The organism is Nonomuraea sp. NPDC050643, from assembly GCF_040654715.1.
Lineage (GTDB): Bacteria > Actinomycetota > Actinomycetes > Streptosporangiales > Streptosporangiaceae > Nonomuraea.
The window spans coordinates 150,737-168,226 of record NZ_JBFAIM010000010.1; the positions used below are offsets into that span (position 1 = coordinate 150,737).

At 72.5% G+C, this 17,490-nt stretch carries 16 protein-coding genes and 1 pseudogene; 2 read left to right on the plus strand and 15 right to left on the minus strand.

Translation table 11 applies throughout. The features are described from left to right. Position 1: 1 nt before the first annotated feature. The 13 genes and pseudogenes from AB0I15_RS15510 to AB0I15_RS15570 form a co-directional block, all read right to left on the minus strand. A complete protein-coding gene (locus tag AB0I15_RS15510; RefSeq protein ID WP_358095106.1) occupies positions 2-1,084 on the minus strand; it encodes an ABC transporter substrate-binding protein in 1,083 nt (360 codons plus the stop codon). A 58-nt stretch (positions 1,085-1,142) separates the two neighbouring features. Beyond that, positions 1,143-2,888, minus strand: a pseudogene (locus AB0I15_RS15515) (iron ABC transporter permease); the annotation flags it as partial. Beyond that, on the minus strand, positions 2,888-3,979 hold the full coding sequence (locus AB0I15_RS15520) for an ABC transporter ATP-binding protein (protein WP_358095108.1): 1,092 nt from the start codon (positions 3,977-3,979) through the stop codon (positions 2,888-2,890). The pseudogene AB0I15_RS15515 and the gene AB0I15_RS15520, both read right to left, overlap by 1 nt. Next, positions 3,976-4,692 carry a PIG-L deacetylase family protein gene (locus AB0I15_RS15525; protein WP_358095110.1) on the minus strand — a complete coding sequence of 239 codons (717 nt, stop codon included), beginning with the start codon at positions 4,690-4,692 and terminating at the stop codon, positions 3,976-3,978. Before AB0I15_RS15525 ends, AB0I15_RS15520 begins: the two co-directional genes overlap by 4 nt. Further along, on the minus strand, positions 4,689-5,489 hold the full coding sequence (locus AB0I15_RS15530) for a DUF1932 domain-containing protein (protein WP_358095112.1): 801 nt from the start codon (positions 5,487-5,489) through the stop codon (positions 4,689-4,691). The genes AB0I15_RS15525 and AB0I15_RS15530 overlap by 4 nt, the downstream gene beginning before the upstream one ends. 97 nt (positions 5,490-5,586) lie before the next feature. Further along, positions 5,587-6,609, minus strand: coding sequence for an ABC transporter substrate-binding protein (locus tag AB0I15_RS15535; RefSeq protein WP_358095114.1), 1,023 nt, complete (start codon positions 6,607-6,609; stop codon positions 5,587-5,589). After that, positions 6,606-7,421 (minus strand): ABC transporter permease, encoded by an 816-nt coding sequence (locus AB0I15_RS15540; protein WP_358095116.1) that lies wholly within the window; start codon positions 7,419-7,421, stop codon positions 6,606-6,608. The genes AB0I15_RS15535 and AB0I15_RS15540 overlap by 4 nt, the downstream gene beginning before the upstream one ends. After that, positions 7,418-8,209 (minus strand): ABC transporter ATP-binding protein, encoded by a 792-nt coding sequence (locus AB0I15_RS15545; protein ID WP_358095118.1) that lies wholly within the window; start codon positions 8,207-8,209, stop codon positions 7,418-7,420. The genes AB0I15_RS15540 and AB0I15_RS15545 overlap by 4 nt, the downstream gene beginning before the upstream one ends. After that, positions 8,206-9,123 carry a DUF6282 family protein gene (locus AB0I15_RS15550; RefSeq protein ID WP_358095120.1) on the minus strand — a complete coding sequence of 306 codons (918 nt, stop codon included), beginning with the start codon at positions 9,121-9,123 and terminating at the stop codon, positions 8,206-8,208. Before AB0I15_RS15550 ends, AB0I15_RS15545 begins: the two co-directional genes overlap by 4 nt. Positions 9,124-9,329: 206 nt before the next feature. Then, positions 9,330-10,274: a catechol 2,3-dioxygenase gene (locus AB0I15_RS15555; RefSeq protein ID WP_358095122.1), complete on the minus strand. Its 945-nt coding sequence runs from the start codon at positions 10,272-10,274 to the stop codon at positions 9,330-9,332. A gap of 12 nt (positions 10,275-10,286) precedes the next feature. Next, positions 10,287-11,375 carry a 4-oxalomesaconate tautomerase gene (locus AB0I15_RS15560; protein WP_358095124.1) on the minus strand — a complete coding sequence of 363 codons (1,089 nt, stop codon included), beginning with the start codon at positions 11,373-11,375 and terminating at the stop codon, positions 10,287-10,289. Between the two features lie 46 nt (positions 11,376-11,421). Beyond that, entirely contained in the window at positions 11,422-12,132 is a 711-nt protein-coding gene (locus AB0I15_RS15565; protein ID WP_358095126.1) for a 4-carboxy-4-hydroxy-2-oxoadipate aldolase/oxaloacetate decarboxylase, read from the minus strand. Beyond that, entirely contained in the window at positions 12,129-12,869 is a 741-nt protein-coding gene (locus AB0I15_RS15570) for a PIG-L deacetylase family protein (RefSeq protein WP_358095128.1), read from the minus strand. Before AB0I15_RS15570 ends, AB0I15_RS15565 begins: the two co-directional genes overlap by 4 nt. Before the next feature lie 304 nt (positions 12,870-13,173). On the opposite strand from AB0I15_RS15570, the gene AB0I15_RS15575 reads away from it, so the two are divergent. Together AB0I15_RS15575 and AB0I15_RS15580 are read left to right on the plus strand one after the other, a co-directional pair. Beyond that, positions 13,174-14,508 carry a lanthionine synthetase LanC family protein gene (locus tag AB0I15_RS15575; RefSeq protein WP_358095130.1) on the plus strand — a complete coding sequence of 445 codons (1,335 nt, stop codon included), beginning with the start codon at positions 13,174-13,176 and terminating at the stop codon, positions 14,506-14,508. A gap of 82 nt (positions 14,509-14,590) precedes the next feature. Then, positions 14,591-15,502 carry a TIGR03620 family F420-dependent LLM class oxidoreductase gene (locus AB0I15_RS15580; protein ID WP_358095132.1) on the plus strand — a complete coding sequence of 304 codons (912 nt, stop codon included), beginning with the start codon at positions 14,591-14,593 and terminating at the stop codon, positions 15,500-15,502. Here the strand turns inward: AB0I15_RS15580 and AB0I15_RS15585 are convergent, their stop codons facing one another. Together AB0I15_RS15585 and AB0I15_RS15590 are read right to left on the minus strand one after the other, a co-directional pair. After that, positions 15,503-16,156, minus strand: a complete 654-nt coding sequence (locus tag AB0I15_RS15585) for a dienelactone hydrolase family protein (RefSeq protein WP_358095134.1) — start codon at positions 16,154-16,156, stop codon at positions 15,503-15,505. Between the two features lie 133 nt (positions 16,157-16,289). Then, positions 16,290-17,456: an acyl-CoA dehydrogenase family protein gene (locus AB0I15_RS15590; RefSeq protein WP_358095135.1), complete on the minus strand. Its 1,167-nt coding sequence runs from the start codon at positions 17,454-17,456 to the stop codon at positions 16,290-16,292. Positions 17,457-17,490: the final 34 nt, after the last annotated feature.

The following is a 17,490-nucleotide window of genomic DNA, read 5'->3' on the forward strand; positions in this document are numbered from 1 at the left end:
GCTATCCGGTGTAGCCGAAGATCTCGCGCCAGCGCTTCGCGTCCTCCTCGACGTGCGCCAGCATGGTGTCCGCGTCCGTCCGGTAGAGCCAGCCGGAGCCGGCCGCGGGCAGCTCCGCGTCGCCGACCTTCGGGGTGCCGACGTCCTTGCGCACGGGGTAGTCGCCCTGCTGGACGGCGATCCGCTGGGCGTCCTTCGACAGCAGCCAGGCGGCGAAGACCTTGGCGGCGTTCGGCGACGGCGCCTGCGCGCCCACCCCCACGTAGAAGGGGTAGCCCACCGCGCCCTCCTCGGGCACGGCGATCGTGAGCGGCGCCCCGTCGGCGATCGCGCCGACCCCGGTCGCCACCGGCATCGTCGCCACCGCCACCTCGCCGCGCGCCAGCGCGTCGGTCTGCCCCGCAGACGAGTCGAAGATGCGCGGTTTGTTGGCCGCGAACTTCTTCAGGTACTCCTCGCCGATCTTGTCGAGCTGGAACCGGGTGAGCGCGGCGGTGCTGCCCCCGGCCCCGACCTGGACGATCGACAGCTTGCCCTGCCATTTGGCGTCCAGCAGGTCGGCCCAGTTCTTCGGCGCCTGGTCCTTGGGGACGACGGCGTTGTTGTAGGCGAACGAGTAGACCCGGTCGAAACCCGAGAAGTAGAGCCCGTCCTCCTTGATCGCGTCACCCACGGCGGTCCTCACCGTGTCGGGGAACGCGGTCTTCTGGAACGTGCCCGCCTTGGCCAGGGAGATGATGATGTCCTCGCCCGACGTGCGGATCACGTCGGCGCCCAGCTTCTTCGCGCCCACCTCGGCCAGGATGCGCTCGGTGAGCTTGTTCGGCGCCAGCCGGACGATCTCCACCTCGATCCCCGTCGCCTTGGTGAACGCCTCCGTGACGGCCTTCTCCGACTGCTCGCTGCCGCCGGTGTAGAAGACCAGCGAGCCCTCCTCCTTCGCGGCCGAGTACAGTGCCGCGTCGGCGATCACCTCGCCGCCGGCGACCAGGGTCGTGGCCGCACCGGCCGGCCCGGCCCCGCCGCATCCGGCCAGGGCCAGGGCCAACGCGAGGACGCTCGACCCCACAAGGGTGGCTTTCATGACATCTCCCTACGAACTTCGGACTACGGAGACTGCTCGTTGGCGCCCAGAGCCTGGACACGATGGACAGGGCGAGGATGACGAGGCAATAGAGCAGGCTCGTGGTGGCCGCCCGTTGGAGGATGCCGTTGTCGAAGTCGTCGAAGATGACGATCGAGAGCAGCCGCGTGTCCGAGGTGAACAGGAACAGCGGCACGGTCAGCTCGCGCATCGACAGCATGAGCAGGAGCAGGAAGGTCGAGGTCAGCCCGACCCGCAGCAGCGGCGCGGTGACCGCCGTGATGGCCCGTGGACGCGACGCGCCGTGCATCACGGCCGAGTCCTCCAGGTCGCGGTCCACCTGCACGATCGAGGCGGCCACGCCGCGGAAGCCCTGCGGCATCTGGGCCGCGACGAACGCGATCACCATGACGGCGAGCGTCCCGTACACCGGGATCGGCATGATCAGCCAGGTCCACAGCAGGCCCAGGCCGAGCACGATCGACGGGATGGCCAGCGGCAGCATCGACACGTACTCGAGGGGCTGGCGGCCGGGCAGCCTGGTGCGGTTGACGACGTACGCGACCGCGAACGCCAGCACGGTGCCCAGCACCGCCGCCGCCACCGACACCACGACGCTGTTGACCGTGGCCCGGTGGGTGATGCCGGAGCTCAGCACGTCCTGGAACGACTCGACGGTGAACGCGCCCGGCTTGGTGAACGCCCCGAGCACCGTCCCGACGTACGGCGAGTCGTGCAGGGCCACGAACAGCAGCGCGAGCACCGGCAGCACGGCCGACAGCGCGAAGTAGCCCAGGCCGAGCAGCAGCGCGGGCAGCCGCCAGCGGCCGAGGTCGATCCGGCGCGGCTTCATCCCCTTGCCGGAGACCGTGGTGAACGTGCGCCGGGCCAGCATCCGCCGCTGCAGCGCGGTGACGACCAGGACCACCGCCACCAGGACGATCGCCACGGCGGCGGCCTCGTTGCCGCGTGACGGCGTCGAGTTCATCAACCGGTAGATGTAGGTCGGCAGCGTCTCCACCCCGGCGGCCCCGCCGATGATCTGGGACACCGGGAAGTTCTCGACCGTGAGCACGAAGATCAGTACGGCGGAGCCCAGCACCGCCGGGGTGACCAGCGGCAGCGTGACCCGGCGCAGCACCTGGGCGAGCGACGCGCCGTGCACGCCCGCGGCCTCCTCCAGGTCCGGGTTCATCAGGCTCAGCGCCCCGTGGATCAGCAGGAACGCGTACGGCGCGTAGTACAGGGCGAGCACCACGACCAGGCCGCCGACGTTGTTGACGTCGACGAACCCCGCCAGCCCGAGATCGCGCAGCGTGATGTTGAGCAGGCCGGCGTTCTCGCTGCCCAGCACCGACCACGCCAGCGCCCCCACGTAGGAGGGGAGCAGCATGGGCACCAGGCCCACCAGGTACAGGAAGCGGCGTCCGGGCACGTTGGTGCGGGCGGTGACGAACGCCAGGAACCCGCCGATGAGCAGGGCGAGCACGGACGCGCCGAGGCCGACCTTCAGCGAGTTGAGCGTCGCCGCCAGCGATCCCGCGCTCGCCACGCTCGCGAAGTTGCCCAGCGTGAGCCCCGTCAGGCCGACGTTGCCCGGCCGTGGCGCCTCGGACGCGAACGCGGCCAGCGTCACCAGCGCGACGGGCGCGAGGATCAGCACGGCGAGCACGGCGAACAGCGCCCCGGGCAGCGAGGCCGCGCGCAGCAGACTCCGGGCGCGGCCGGGCAGCCCGGTGGCCCGGTTCGGGGTCCGGCCCGGGGCCCGGTCCGGAGCAGGGCGCTCGACGGCCGGGGTGGCCATCACGCCGCCACCTCCGCGGGCAGCACCCGGATCGCGGCGGGCGGCAGCGACACGGTGACGTCGTCGTTCACCTCGAGCGGGAGCGCGGCCGACCTCAGGTGGACCGCGTCCAGCTCCAGTTCCTCGCCGACCCTTACGCGGTAGGCCACGGTCGAGCCCTGGAAGGCGTACCCGACGATTCTGCCCGGCAGCGCGTTGACGGCGTCCGGGCCGGGCCGGGCATCCTCCGTGCCGAGCCGGACGTCCTCCGCGCGGATGCAGAGCCGCAGGGAGTCGGCCGCCTCGTACGGCTCGACGCGCAGCCGGTGCCCGGTCGCCGGCACGCGCACGCAGGTGGCGTCCTCCGGGGTGACGGGAATGATGTTGCCCACCCCGAGGAACTCCGCGATGGCGGCGCTCCTCGGCCGCGCGTAGATCTCGGGCGGCCGGCCGATCTGGACGATGCGCCCCGACTGCATCAGCGCGATCCGGTCCGCCAGGGCCAGCGCCTCGTCCTGGTCGTGGGTGACGTACACGGAGGTGACGCCGAGCCGCAGTTGCAGCTCGCGCAGCTCCATCCGCAACCGGTGGCGCAGGCGGGCGTCGAGGTTGGACAGCGGCTCGTCGAGCAGCATCACCGACGGCTGCATCGCGAGACTGCGCGCCAGGGCGACCCGCTGCATCTGCCCGCCGGACAGCAGGCTGGCCCCTCGGCCGGCGAGGTGGTCGAGGCCGACGAGCTCGAGCGTCTCGTGGACGGCGGTACGCAGCTCGGCGCTCTTCCTGCCCTTCATCTTGAGCGGGAAGGCCACGTTCTCGAAGACGGTCATGTGCGGCCAGATCGCGTACGACTGGAACACCATGCCGATGTTGCGCTTGTTCGGCGGGCGGTTGACGCCGGCCCCGCTGTCGAACACCGTCCGGCCGCCGATGCCGATGACCCCCGACGTCGGCGTCTCCAGCCCCGCGACGCAGCGCATGGTGCTGGTCTTGCCGCAGCCCGACTGGCCCAGCAGGACCAGGGACTCGCCCTCGTCCACGGTCAGGTCCAGGTCCGACACCGCGACCGCGTCGCCGTAGGTGAGGGTCAGCCCGGTGACCTCGACCTTCACAGCGCACCCACCACGTTCGGCACCATCCGCTGGAACGCCTCCGCGTGCCGGATCGCCTTGTCGCCGGTGACCTTGCGGGCGTGGTTGGCCCGGTGCTCGGCCCGTTCGGTGTAGTACTGCCGCAGGTACGCCTGCGCGCTCATCGCCTCCATGGCCCTGGCCTTCGCCTCGAAGACCTCCGTGATGTCCACGAACACCGTGGGCACGAACCCGCACAGGTCGGGCTGGTGCGGCTCGAAGACCAGGAACTCCGACGGCGGCGCCGTCCTGAACCCGGCCTCGACGACCGCGCCCGAGGTGAGCAGCCGGGCCTGGGAGACCACCTGGTAGGCCACCGGGTGGTCCGGGTTGAACGGATCCTTGTCGGGGTGGGTCAGGACGACGTGCGGCGCGAACTCCCGCATCAGCTCGGCCAGCCGCTCCACGTCCTCGCCGCCCGCCCGCAGCGGGTAGTCGCCGAGGTCGAAGCACTCGTAGCCGGCGCCGACGGCCCGCGCCGCCTCGGTGGCCTCGGCGTGCCGGATCCGCTTGACGTTCTCGACGCTCTGGCCGGGCTCCTTCCACAGCTCGCCGGACTCGCCGCGCTCGCCGTACGAGAGCGTCACCACCCGGGCCTCGCCGCCGGCCCGCGTGTGCTTGGCGATGGCGCCGGCGGCGCGCCAGACGAAGTCGGCGCTGTGCGCCCCGACGACCAGCATTCTGCGTGCGGTCACGCTTCCTCCTCATGATCCAGCGGCTGACGGTCCTGTGGTTCGGGGGCCAGCAGGGAGGCGAGCCAGGATCGGGACGCCCGCATGACCCAGGCGGGCCGGCCCAGCTCCGCCAGGTACTCCGCGGCGTCCTCGACCTCGTGCACCCGCCGGGCCGCGTGCTCCCTGCTGCCGTCGATCAGCCGGTCGACGAGCTGACCGGCGTCCCCCGAGAGCTCCCCGACGATCTGGCCCCGCAGCCACTCCCGCTCGCCGGCGGCCTCGGCGGCGCTCTCACACTCGAGCATCAGCGCGGCCAGGCCCTTCATGAAGACGCTGCGCAGCAGTTTCCTGGCCGCCGCCGCGCCCGCCCCGCCCGGGATGACCTCCACGGGCACGGCCGCGGGCCCGACCAGCTCGGCGAACCGCGCGGCTCCGGGACCGGCGACCATCAGCGGGGTGCCGGCGCCCCGCCGCGGCACCGGCGCCAGCACCGCGACGTCGGCGAACGCGACGCCGGCCGCCCGCGCCAGCTCCGCCAGCGTCCTCTTCAGGGCGGGTGAGCCGGTGTTGAGGTCGGCGTAGACGGCCCGCTCACGGCAGTGGGGCAGGGCCTGCCGGGCCACGCCCTCCGCGGCCCGCGCGCCGGCCAGGCTGATCACCACGTCCGCCGCGGCCACCGCCTCCTGGACGCTGTCCACCTGGTCGTCGTCCGCCCGCACGTACGGGTCGAAGCCCCGCACCCGGAACCCGGCGGCGCGCAGGTCGCGGGCGTAGATCCGCCCGGCCTCGCCCAGCCCCAGCACCGCGATCACCGTCATCCCCGACTCCTGATCAACATTGCCGATAAAACCGTTGCCGAAATTGTTGACAATCTTGTGGGCAAAGTCAACCCCTTGTTACGTGTCCGAAACATGGTTAAGGGGTGTCGATCCGCAGCGCGGGCGGCACGATCTTCTCGTACGAGGGCAGCCGCTTGACCAGCCCCGTCGTGCGATGGAAGGCGATGGCCGTGTCGAAGGACGTCCGCGTGAAGCCGATCCGCTCCGGTATTTCGGCCTTCAGGAGCGCCGGCAGCTCCGTCAGCGCCTTCGGGTCGATGCCCTTGAGATAGGCCGTCAGCATCGTGGTGATCTCGGCCGGATCGGCCTCGTGGATGTGGCGCTGGGCGCGTTCGAGGGCGCGCTGGAAGGCGGCGACCTCCTGGGGTTTCTTGTCGATGATCCGCTGCGTGGTGAACACGACGCCGTGCGCGGTCCGGTCCAGGCCGGGCACGTCACCTGCGGCGGGCGAGATGTAGCGGGTGCCGATCCCGGCCGCGGCCGCCTGCTGCGCGATCGGCTGGAAGAAGGCGAGCGCGTCCACCCGGCCCGCCTTGAGCGCGCCCAGCGCGGAGGCGGCGGTGCTGCCCAGGTTGACCAGCTCGCAGTCCGTCGCGGAGTTCATCCCGACCCTGGCGAACAGGTACGTGACCAGCGCCTCCGTCCCGCTCCCCGGCCCGGTGATGCCGATCTTCCTGCCGCGCAGGGCACGGATGCGCTGGTCGAGCGGATCGCCGGGCGCGGCCCCGGTGAAGGAGGCGCCGACCACCACGTCCACGTAGTAGCGGTCCACCAGGTTGGCCACCAGCCGGCCCTTGTCGTCGATCCTGGAAAGGTTGAGCGCGTCGGTCAGCACCCCGGCGCCCAGGTCGATGCCGCCCGACTTGAGCGCCGCCGCGACCTTGGCCCCGGTGCCGAGCCGGGGCCGCTCGCCCATCTTCACGCCCTCCTGCGTGAAATAGCCCTTCTGCTCGGCCACGAAGAGGGGGAAGAAGGCGATCGAGTTGCTGATCTGGCCGACGTTCAGCACCCCCGGCGGCGTCGTCGACGTGCGTTGCGCGCAGGCGGCCGTGCCCAGGAGCAGGACCACGGCCAGGAGCGCCAGGGCGCGGCGCGTCACTGGTCCGCCCCCATCGGCTTCCACCGGCCGGCCCGCTTGTCGAGCAGCCCGACGACCAGGTTCAGCAGCGCCGCGATCACGCTCAGCACGACCAGCGTGGCGAACACGCCCGCGGTGTCGAACTGCGCGGCGGCGTCGTTGATCAGATAGCCGAGCCCGCGGTTGGAGGCCACCAGCTCGCCGATCACGGCGCCGATGAGCGCGTAAGGGATGGCCACCTTGAGGCCGGTGAGCAGCCCCGTCATCGACGACGGGATGACGACCTTGAGCATGATGTCGCGCCGGTTGCCGCCCATCAGCCGCACGGCGTCGATCAGGCCCCGGTCCACCTCGCGCACACCCGCGGCGGTGTTGAGGAAGACCAGGAAGAACACCGTCGCGGCGGCCAGCAGGACCTTCATGTGGATGCCGATGCCGAACCAGACGATGAACAGCGGGGCCAGGGCGACCTTCGGGATCGCGTACAGGGCCATGATGAACGGGTCGAACACCCGGTAGACCGCGGGCGCCGAGGCCAGCAGGAAGCCCGTCAACGCGCCGGCGGCGGCGCCGAGCACGAAGCCGTAGACCACCTCCTGCACCGTGATCCACGTGTTGGACCACAGCGTCCCGTCCTGCTGCCACTGCACCAGGCGGGTCCAGATGTCGCTCGGCCGGCTCGTGAACGTGATGTCGAACCAGCGCTCCGCGGTGAGCTCCCACGTGACCAGCAGCGCCACCACCAGCAGGGCCCGCAGCGACGCCACCGTGACCCCGCCGCCGTGCCTGCTCCACCAGCTCCGGTCGAGGTTCACCGTCTGTACGGCGGTCATCGCGCTCCCTCTCTCAGTGCCTCGGTCAGCTCGCGGTGCAGGGCGACGAACGCAGGATCCACGCGCAGCTCGTCGGCGTCCCTTGGCCTGGGCAGGTCGATCGGCCGGTCCAGCACGATGCGGCCGACCCGGCCGAGCACCACGATCCGGTCGCCGAGCAGCAGCGCCTCCTCGATGTCGTGGGTCACGAACACCACCGTCTGCCCGCCGTCCGCCCACAGCCGCAGCAACTCGGCCTGCAGATCGCCGCGGAGCTGGGCGTCGAGCGCGCCGAAGGGCTCGTCCATGAGCAGTGTCTCCGGGTCGCAGGCCAGCATCCTGGCCAGGCTGACCCGGCGCCGCATGCCGCCGGACAGCTCGCGCGGGTAGTGCCGCTCGAACCCTTCGAGGCCGACCTTCGCGATCAGCTCCGCCGTACGCGTCTTCCGGCGTTCGGCCGGCACGCCGGCGATCTCCATGGGCAGCTCGACGTTCCGGTGCACGCTGCGCCACGGCATGAGCGTGTCGGACTGCGTCAGATAGCCCACCTCCGTACGCGGGCCCGACACCGGCGCGTCCCGGTACGTGATCGTGCCCGAGGTCGGCGTGGTGAGCCCGGCGAGCAGGTTGAGCATCGTCGACTTGCCGCAGCCACTGCGCCCCAGCACGCTGACGAAGCCGCCCTCCGCGATCTCGAGGTCGAAGTCGCGCAGCGCCACGATGCCCACGTCGTCCTTGACGAACTGCTTGGTCAGCCCGCCGACCTTGATCACCGTGCCGTTTCCCAGGCCACTTTCCGGGGCGCTCATCGCACACCCGCCAGCCACCGCGAGTTGTCCACGGCCATGGTCCTGACGTCCTTCTCGGCGAAGCCCTCCGCGAGCAGCCGGTCGGCCAGCAGCGCCAGGCCGTCCTCCACGGGCGGGTTGAACGGCTGGCCGAGGTCGCTGGAGAGCACCGAGTGCGCGGCACCCGTGGCCTCGATGTGCGCGAACCACGTCTCCCAGGAGACCTTGCCGCTGTGCGGGGTGGTGAAGCAGCGTTCGAGCAGCGCGCCCTTGGCGGACAGGGCCCGCTGCCGCTCCACGGCCACGCGCTGGGAGGTGAACTCCGGGTGGGTGATCACGATGCGGCGGACGCCCTCCGCCACGGCCGCGTCCACCACGGTGTCGATCTCGTCCGCGCTGAGGTGACCGGTGGCGAGCGTCAGGTCGTGCCTGGCGATCAGGCGCAGCACCTGGCGGGTCCGGTCGAGCACGGCGCCGCCGGGCCCCAGCACGTCCACCGGGTCGGCCGCGATGCCCGCCTCCCGCAGCTCGTCCTGCAGCCGGGCCCACATCGGGGGAGTGGCGCCCTCGGGATCGGTGGCCGTGCAGGCGCGCTGGTTGGCGCTGTCGACCGTGGGCAGCCACACGACCTGCGCGCCGCTCCGGGCGGCGATCTCGACGGCGATGGGGTTCATGCCCCCCACGGACGCGTTCAGGGTGATCGCGCCCACCGCGCCGAAGCCGGGCACCGCCGCCCGGACCACCGCGGCCCGCTCGGCGGTGGGGACGTAGTGGGACTTGAGCACGAATCCCGCCAGCCCCACCTCGGCGAACCGGGCGGCCAGGCTGAGGTCGTCTATGCGTCTGCGCATCACGTCGGGGGCGACGTGGATGTGGATGTCGTACGCGCCGGCCACGAGCTCACGGGCGCGAGGGGAGGGTTTGGGATGGTCCATGCCTGTCTCCCAAATTGTTGCCATATTTGGTGAAACAGATTGTTAACAATCTGAGCGACAAGCGTCAAGGGCACCCCGGAGGCCGTCACCCCGTAATTCCGCGCTCACGCTCCGGAGGCGGCGGCGGGCAGCCCGCTCCGCGGCCGCGGGGTGGCCCGCACCCCGCGCCCCCGGTTCCGGACGCGCTCATGCGTGAGACGCGGGTGCTACGGAGGGGTGCCGTGGGTGTGGAAGGACTCGATGGACTTCAGCCCCCACGCCTGCCCCTTGGCGCGCTCCTTCGCGGTCCAGGTGATCAGCGGCCAGTCGGGGGCGAGCACCAGCCGCGTCAGCGGGTTGCACAGCTCGACGCGGTTGCCTCCGGGTTCGTAGACGTACAGGAAGAAGGTCTGCTGGATGGCGTGCTTGTGCGGGCCGGTCTCGATGTGCACGCCGTTGTCGAGGCACAGGTCGGCGGCGCGCAGGATGTCCTCGCGGGTGTCGGTGGCGAACGCGATGTGGTGCAGGCGTCCGCGCGCCCCCGACCAGTCCTCGGTGTAGACCACGTCGTACGACTTGTCGGTGAAGGTCAGCCACTGCGCGGCCACCCTGCCGGAGTCGAGCACGATCTGCTCGGTCGGCCTGGCGCCGAGCACGTGGTGGGCGAAGCCGGCGTTGGGGGAGACCTCGGCGGCCAGGAAGTTGACATGGTCGAGGCGCCGTACGCCGACGCCGTGGGCGGGCTTGGCCTGGGGCTGGTTCTTCAGCCCCGGGCGCAGGCCGGGCGGAGCCTCGTACCACTCGCTCTCCCAGTAGAGGGCGATCTCGTGGCCGTCCGGGTCCTGGGTGACGTACAGGGGGCCGAGGCCGGGCTCGTCCTCCACCCATGTGCCGGCCAGGCCGGCGTCCTCCAGGGCCTTGACCCGCGCTTCGAGCGCCTGCGCGCTGGAGGTCCGCAGCGCCGTGCGGCCGGGCCCGGACGTGGTGTGCGCGGTCAGGACGAGACTGTGGTGCTCGTAGTCGTCCCACGTGCGCAGATAGACCGACTCGCCCGCGCGGCCGCTCTCGGTCATGCCGAGCATCCGCGTGAAGAACCACAGGCTGCGGTCGGGGTCGGGGGTGCGGAGCTGGACATGGCCGAGATGGGCGATGTCTCCCAGCGGCGGGGGCATACGGGCGCCTTTCTAGGTGGGCGGGCGGGGGAACACGGTGCCGTCGAAGATCTTGCGCGCGGTGCGGACCACGGCCGTACGGGCGGCGTAGGGGTCGCCGGAGCGCCCTTCGGCGGTGGCGGTCTCGACGGCGACCTCGATGTCGAGGAACCCCGTCGGATGCTCGACCCGGATCTGTTCCGCCCGCTGCGGCGGCTCGGGGAGTGCGGCGAGGGCGTGACCGACGCCGTCCCGGAGCAGGAGCCCGGCGGCGACGCCGGCCGCCCCCAGCACGCCGATGGCGGCGTGGCAGCGGACCGGGATGAACGTGCGCGTGCAGACGGCCCCGCCGTCCCGGGGCGGCGCGAGCAGGGTGAGCTTCGGGACGCTCGCCCCGCGCACGTCGCCCAGGCCCATCGCCTCCGCCGCCGCCAGGCGGATCTCCTGGAGCCGGGCCGTCAGCGCCGCGTCTCCCTCCAGCTCGGCCGGGCTCTCGTAGCCGGTGACGCCGAGGTCGGCCGCCCGGATGAGGACGACGGGCATGCCGTTGTCCACGCAGGTCACCTCGACCCCCGCCACCTCGTCACGGGCCCGCCCCGTCGGCAGCAGCGGCGCCCCGCCCTCGCCTCCGGGGAACTCGATGACGATGGCGGCGGCGGTGCCCGGCACGCCCGAGATCTCCGTCGAGCCGTCGTAGCGCACGACCCCGCCGGGCGTGGGGAACGTGGCCGCGGCCAGGTCGCCGCTGTTGAGCATGCGGATCCGTACGGTGGTCTCGCCGTCGCCGGCCGGGACCAGCCCGCGCTCGACGGCGAACGGTCCCACCCCGGCCAGCAGGTTGCCGCAGTTCTGCCGGTCGGTGATCTCCGCGGTCTCGACGCCCGTCTGCAGGAACAGGTAGTCGACGTCCGCGGCGTCGTCCCCGGAACGGGAGACGACGGCGATCTTGCTGGTCAGCGGATGGGCGCCGCCCAGGCCGTCGATCTGGCGCGGGTCCGGGCTGCCCATGACGCGCAGCAGCAGCTCGTCACGGGCGGCCCGGTCGGCGGGCAGGTCCTCGGCGAGGAAGTAGGCGCCCTTGGACGTGCCGCCGCGCATGAGCATGCACCGCACCCCGCTCACGGGGCCCCTCCCCAGCGGCTCAGGACCCGGCCGCGCCCTTGGATGGTCACGAGGGGGTTCCGTCGCGGTCGTACTCCTCGGCCGTCACGTAACGCACGCCCAGCCTGGAGAGGGTCTCGCGCAGGCCGTAGCGGTCGAGGCCGAGCTCGCCCTCGGCGAAGGCCGCCCGGCTGGCCTCCTCCTTCGCGGTCCTCGCCGCGGCGGCCTCGACGGCGGCGGCGACCTGGTCGCGGGGCACGCACATCACCCCGTCGTCGTCGGCCAGGATCGCGTCGCCCGGCCTGATCACCTGGCCGCCGAGCACCACGGGCACGTTGACCGAGCCGGCGCTGGCCTTGACCGTGCCCTGCGCGCAGACGGCCGCCGACCAGACGGGGAACCCCATCGTGCGCAGCTCCTCGGTGTCGCGCACGCCGGTGTCGATCACCAGCCCGCGTACGCCGCGCCGCCGCAACGCCGTGGCGAACAGTTCGCCGAACAGCCCGTCGGTGCACGGCGACGTGGTGGTGACCACCAGCAGGTCCCCTTCGCGGCACTGCTCGACCGCCGCGTGGACCATGAGGTTGTCGCCCGGCCAGCACAGGACGGTGACCGCCGTGCCGCTGACGCGCACCCCCTGCTGGATGGGCCGCAGGCGCGGGCCGAGGCTGCCCGTCCGGCCCAGGGCCTCGTGCACGGTGGCCACGCCGTACCGGGCCAGTGCCGCCACCCCGGCGGCGTCCGCCCTGGGCACGTCGGTGACGATCACGCCGCTCATGCCAGCACCCCCGTCACCTGCGGGTAGGGCCGCATGTAGGCCTCGCCGTACGTGGTGTGCGGCAGCCCCAGGTTCGGCCCGGCGTTGCGCTTGAGCTGCACGCCCCGGCGTACGGCCAGGTCGGTGTAGTAGTCCCACAGGTGCCGCTGCGCGGGCAGGCACTCCATGGCCTTGCGCTTGGTGCCGAACACCTCGGTGATGTCGAGCAGCACCTGCGGCGCGAACCCGCACATCTCCGGCTGGTGCGGCTCGAAGAAGAACACCGGCGGCGCCCCGAGCGGCTCGCCCTCCGCCGGGTAGCCGATCGCCTGGGCCAGCACCCGGGCCTGCAGCGCCATGCGCGCCGCCGCCGGATGGTCGCCGTTGTACGGATCCTCCAGCGGATGGGTGAGCACCACGCTCGGCATCACCTCCCGGTAGACCTTCACGAGTTCGTCGGTGAGCTCCGGCGTCTCGCGCAGCGGATAGTCACCGGCGTCCAGGAACCGGATGCCGGCCCCCAGGGTCGCGGCGGCCTGCTCGGCCTCGCCGCGCCGGATCTCCTTGATCTCGTCGAGGGACCTGCCCTCGCGCCAGGCCTTCGCGGACTCGCCGCGCTCGCCGTAGGACAGGCAGACGATGGTCACCCTCTCGCCCCGCGCGGCGGCCAGGGCGATGGCCCCGCCCGCGCGCCAGACGAAGTCGCCCGCGTGCGCGCTGACGACCAGGGTGGACGGCGTCGATGATGGGTCGGTCATCCCGGTCTCGCCCTTCTGTGTGAGTGCCTGACGAGGCTAAAATCGCCACGACCAAATTGTCAACAATTCTGTTGGGAATATTGCCGACATGATGACGGCAAGTCGTGGGAGTCAGGGGAATGGCGCCGGCGGGCAGGGGCCGGTCCTCGTCGGACGCGGTACCGTTCTCATAGGGGTTCTCGCGTGCTCATGCGGTTCCTCCCGGGGACGCCCGGCCTTTCGATCATGAGCGGGTACGTATGCTGTTCGCCATTAAGCCCCTTTCCCTACCAAATGTGTGGGATAATGAAGCATGGGTTTGGACATGACCCGCTTGCCGGGTGAGCGTGCCGAGACGCCTCTGACCGCCGCCATCCTGGCCGGGCGCTGGATCCGATCCGCCGCCGTGGACGATGACCGCGGACGGCACTGGACCGCCAACCCCGACGCCAAAGGACGCTCGGCGCTGACCGCTGCGGAGCCCGGCTCGCTCTATGCCGGGTCGGCCGGCATCGTGCTGTTCTTCCTGGAGCTGGCGGCGGCGACCGGGCACGAGGCGTACCTGGAGGACGCGAGAGAGGGCGCGCGCCGCCTGGCGGCGACCTGGCGCGAGCAGAGTGATCTGTCGCTCTACCACGGCCTGACCGGCACCGTGGTGGCGCTCGCCGAGGTGGGCTGGGCGCTCGGCGACGAGCGCCTGGAAAGTGAGGCCAGGGCGGCGGCCCAGCACATCGCGCGGGCGGCCCGCCCCCTGGGGGGCGGCCCCGGCTGGACGGGCGACCCCGCGCAGCGCGGCGACGGCGGGATCGTGCTCGGCCTGCTGCGCGCCGCCACCGCCCTGGGCGCCCCGGAGCTGGAGGAGCTCGCGGTGGCGGCGGGAGAGCGCATCGCCGGCCTGGCCGTCCCCGGCCACCGCTTCGGCGACTGCCCCGACCTGCCCATCGACGCGGTCACCCCCGGCTTCCTCGCCGGCACGGCGGGCACCGCCTTCCTGCTGGCCCGCCTGTACGGCCTCACCGGCGAGCACCGCTTCCTGGAGGCGGCCGACCGGGGCGCCGGCTTCGTCCGCGAGGTCAGCATCGTGACCGGCCGGTGCGCCGTCGTCCCGCACCACGTGCCGCACGAGCGCAGCCTGCACTACCTCGGGTTCTGCTCGGGCTCGGCGGGCGTGGCGCGCACGTTCTACGAGCTCTACCGGGTGACGGGCGACCCCGGCCACCTCGACTGGACGCGGCGCCTGGCCAGCGGCATCGTGCAGAGCGGTGCCCCGGAGCGGCGCACCACCGGTTTCTGGAACGTGGCCTGCCAGTGCTGCGGCACCGCCGGGCTGCTCGAACTGTTCGTCGGCCTGTGGGCGCAGACCGGTGAGAACACCTACCTCACCTACGCCCGCCGGCTCGCCGACCACCTCGTCTCCGGCGCCACCGACCCCGACGGCCGGGGCTACCGCTGGTACCAGGCCTACCGGCGGCTGCGGCCGGGCGAGGTGAGCGCGGACACCGGCTACATGATCGGCGCCGCCGGCATCGGCGCGGCCCTGCTGCACCTCGACGCGGCCCTGCAACCCCGCCAGGCGCGCCGGGTCATCCTCCTGCCGGACAACCCGTTCCCCGCCATCCCCGTGCCGCCGTCCCGGTTGTGCGAGGCCGAGAAGGAGTAAGACACGGCACGTCATGACCGGTGCCCCGGCCCCGGTCCGCCTATGGTGATCAAGACGAGTCGTACGAGGCGATGAGGTTGTGATGGCCGGGGTGGACACCGCCGCTCTGAAGCGGCGTCTGGGCAGGGTCGGGGTCTGGAGCAGCACGCTGAGCGGGCAGCCGGCCGCTTTCGAGCGCGAGGCGGCGGCGGAGATGGAGAGTCTCGGCTACACCACGCTCTGGATCGGTGAGAGCCCCCGGGGCAAGGAGGCGCTGGTCCACTCGGCGATCCTGCTGGAGGGCACCCGGAGCATGACGATCGCCACCGGCATCGCCAACATCTGGGTCCGCGACGCCACCGCCGCCGCGAACGGCGCGAACGCGCTCGCGGAGGCGAGCGGCGGCCGGTTCGTGCTCGGCCTCGGCGTGAGCCACGCGCCCCTGGTGTCGTCCAGGGGGCACGACTACCGCAAGCCGGTGTCGGCGATGCGCGCGTACCTGGACGCCATGGACGAGGCGGAGTACGAGGGCCCGCTGGCCGAGCCGGCCCCGCGCCTGCTGGCCGCCCTGCGCCCCGGCATGCTCGAACTCGCCGCCCAACGCACCTACGGCGCCCACCCCTATTTCGTCACCCCCGAGCACACCGCCCGCGCCCGCGCCGTGCTCGGCCCCGGCCCGGTGCTGGCGCCGGAGCAGACCGTGATCCTCGACACCGACCCGGACAGCGCCCGGCGCACCGCCCGCCGCTTCACCGCCACCTATCTTCGCCTGCCCAACTACGTCAACAACCTGCGCGACCTGGGCTTCGACGACGCGGAGTTCGCCGACGGCGGCAGCGACCGCCTGGTGGACGCCATCGTGGCCTGGGGCGACCCGGACACGATCATCGAGCGCGTCCGCGCGCACCTGGACGCCGGCGCCGACCACGTCTGCGTCCAGCCGCTCGCCGACACCCCCGCCGACACGCTGGAGCACCTGCGCGTCCTGGCCCACGGCGACATGGTCTCGAGCTGATCACGCCCGGAGACGGGCGGCGAACCAGTCCGTCGCGAGCCGGGCGACCCGCTCCAGCGTCCCGGGCTCGGCGAACAGGTGGGTCGCCCCCGGCACGATCTCCAGCCGCACCTCGGCGGTCATGTGCTCCATCGCCTGGCGGTTGAGGTCGATCACGACGGGGTCGGCGCCGCCCACGACGAGCAGGGTCGGCTGCCGGACCCGGGGGAGGAGGTCGCCCGCCAGGTCGGGGCGACCGCCCCGGGAGACGACGGCGCGTACCTCGCCGGGCCGCCGGGCGGCGGCGATCAGGGCGGCGGCGGCTCCGGTGCTCGCGCCGAAGAGGCCGAGGCCCAGGCCGGCGGTCTCGGGGGCGGTGCGGGCCCAGTCGGTCAGGGCGGTGACGCGGTCGGCCAGCAGGCCGATGTCGAACCTGAGCGCGGCGGTCACCGCGTCGTGCCGCTCCTCCGCCTCCGTCAGCAGGTCCGCCAGCACGGTCACCAGCCCGGCCGACTGGAGCGCGGCGGCCACGTGGCGGTTGCGCGGGCTGTGCCGGCCGCTGCCGCTGCCGTGCGCGAACAGTACCGCGCCACGCCGCTCCGCCGGCACGGCGACGTCCGCGTCCAGCGTCACCTCGCCCACCGGGACGCGAACGCTCGACTCCACGATCTCCATCGTCCCTCCGGATGTCCCCGAGGCCGTACGTCCCGCGTCCCCTGCCCCGGCAACCCCGGCTTGCCCTTCCCGGTCCGAATGTTTCCCGGGCCCAGGAGCACGCGGATCGCCGGGCGGGAGGGCCTGGACCCGCTCATGACTCCAGGCTGAACACCACCCACGCCTGCCCCCGCGCCAGACCGGCCAGCTCCCGGCCGCACTCCCGTAACATCTGCGGGCCCGAGGTGATGTGCGCGGAGCCGGCGAAAACGTCCCTGAACAGCCGCTGGATCAGCCCGTCGCGCAGCGCCGAGGTGCCGCCCGACGCGTACACGAACCGGGCCACCTCCGCGATCGTCGAGGTGACGTGGTTGAGCGCGAGCCGCACCATCGTCTCCTGCCGCACGTCCAGCCGCCGGCCCGCGTCCAGGGTGCGCTCGGCGTCGTCCCACGCCTCGATCACCAGGGCCTTCGCCGCCCGGAACCTCGCCTCGGCGCGGGCGAAGTCGGCGTGGAAGGCGTCGCTGTCGGCGATCTGCCCCGGCCGTCCGGTCCGTGCCCCGGTGTGGCGGACCAGCTCGTCGAGCAGCCGGCGGCCGACGCCGAGCGCCCAGGAGGAGTGGCAGATCAGCGCCATGTCGACCACGCCGAGCCGGTAGAGCGCGCCGCCGCGCAGCGGCTCGTTCTGGGTGAAGACGTGCGTCTGCGACTCCGGTACGAAGGCGCCGTCGATGGCGTAGTCGACGCTGCCGGTGGCGCGCAGGCCCAGGACGTCCCAGTTGCCGAGCATCCTGGCGTCCTCGATCGGGGTGATGCAGATCCGGACCTCGTCGGTGCCCTCGACGGCGCCCAGGCTGTGCACGTACTGGGAGTGGAGCATGCCCGAGGCGAAGCTCCACTGTCCCGTGAGGCGGAAGCCGCCGTCCTCGGGCACGGCGACGCCCGGCCGGGTGCCCTGACCGGCGAAGACCGGCATGCGCGGGCCCTTGAAGATCCGTTCGATGGCGTCGTCTCCCAGGTAGGCGCCGGCCGTGCCGTTCTCCAGATTGGTGGCCATGACGACCCAGCCCGTGGAGGGGTCGGCGTAGGAGAGCTCTTCGAGCAGGTCGATCGCCTCCCTGGGGGACGACTCGGCACCGCCGAGGGGCGCCGGCACCCAGATGCCGAAAAGCCCGGCCTCGTGCAGGGCGTCCACGACGGGGTCGGTGAGCCGGCCCTGCGCCTCGGCCACGTCCGCCGCCTGCTCGATCAGCGGGCGCAGCTCGCGGGCTCGTTCCAGCAGGGTCGGGCCGGCCTTGTGGAGTCGCGGCGTATCGCTCATGTCCAGGTGCTCCTGTTCGTGATCGGCGGCGCTC

Bases quoted from the DNA above. Each gene is read 5' to 3' on its own strand.
- AB0I15_RS15510 (WP_358095106.1), bottom strand. From the start codon at position 1,084: ATGAAAGCCACCCTTGTGGGGTCGAGCGTCCTCGCGTTGGCCCTGGCC.
- AB0I15_RS15530 (WP_358095112.1), bottom strand. From the start codon at position 5,489: ATGACGGTGATCGCGGTGCTGGGGCTGGGCGAGGCCGGGCGGATCTAC.
- AB0I15_RS15540 (WP_358095116.1), bottom strand. From the start codon at position 7,421: ATGACCGCCGTACAGACGGTGAACCTCGACCGGAGCTGGTGGAGCAGG.
- AB0I15_RS15545 (WP_358095118.1), bottom strand. From the start codon at position 8,209: ATGAGCGCCCCGGAAAGTGGCCTGGGAAACGGCACGGTGATCAAGGTC.
- AB0I15_RS15550 (WP_358095120.1), bottom strand. From the start codon at position 9,123: ATGGACCATCCCAAACCCTCCCCTCGCGCCCGTGAGCTCGTGGCCGGC.
- AB0I15_RS15555 (WP_358095122.1), bottom strand. From the start codon at position 10,274: ATGCCCCCGCCGCTGGGAGACATCGCCCATCTCGGCCATGTCCAGCTC.
- AB0I15_RS15565 (WP_358095126.1), bottom strand. From the start codon at position 12,132: ATGAGCGGCGTGATCGTCACCGACGTGCCCAGGGCGGACGCCGCCGGG.
- AB0I15_RS15570 (WP_358095128.1), bottom strand. From the start codon at position 12,869: ATGACCGACCCATCATCGACGCCGTCCACCCTGGTCGTCAGCGCGCAC.
- AB0I15_RS15575 (WP_358095130.1), top strand. From the start codon at position 13,174: ATGACCCGCTTGCCGGGTGAGCGTGCCGAGACGCCTCTGACCGCCGCC.
- AB0I15_RS15580 (WP_358095132.1), top strand. From the start codon at position 14,591: ATGGCCGGGGTGGACACCGCCGCTCTGAAGCGGCGTCTGGGCAGGGTC.
- AB0I15_RS15585 (WP_358095134.1), bottom strand. From the start codon at position 16,156: ATGGAGATCGTGGAGTCGAGCGTTCGCGTCCCGGTGGGCGAGGTGACG.
- AB0I15_RS15590 (WP_358095135.1), bottom strand. From the start codon at position 17,456: ATGAGCGATACGCCGCGACTCCACAAGGCCGGCCCGACCCTGCTGGAA.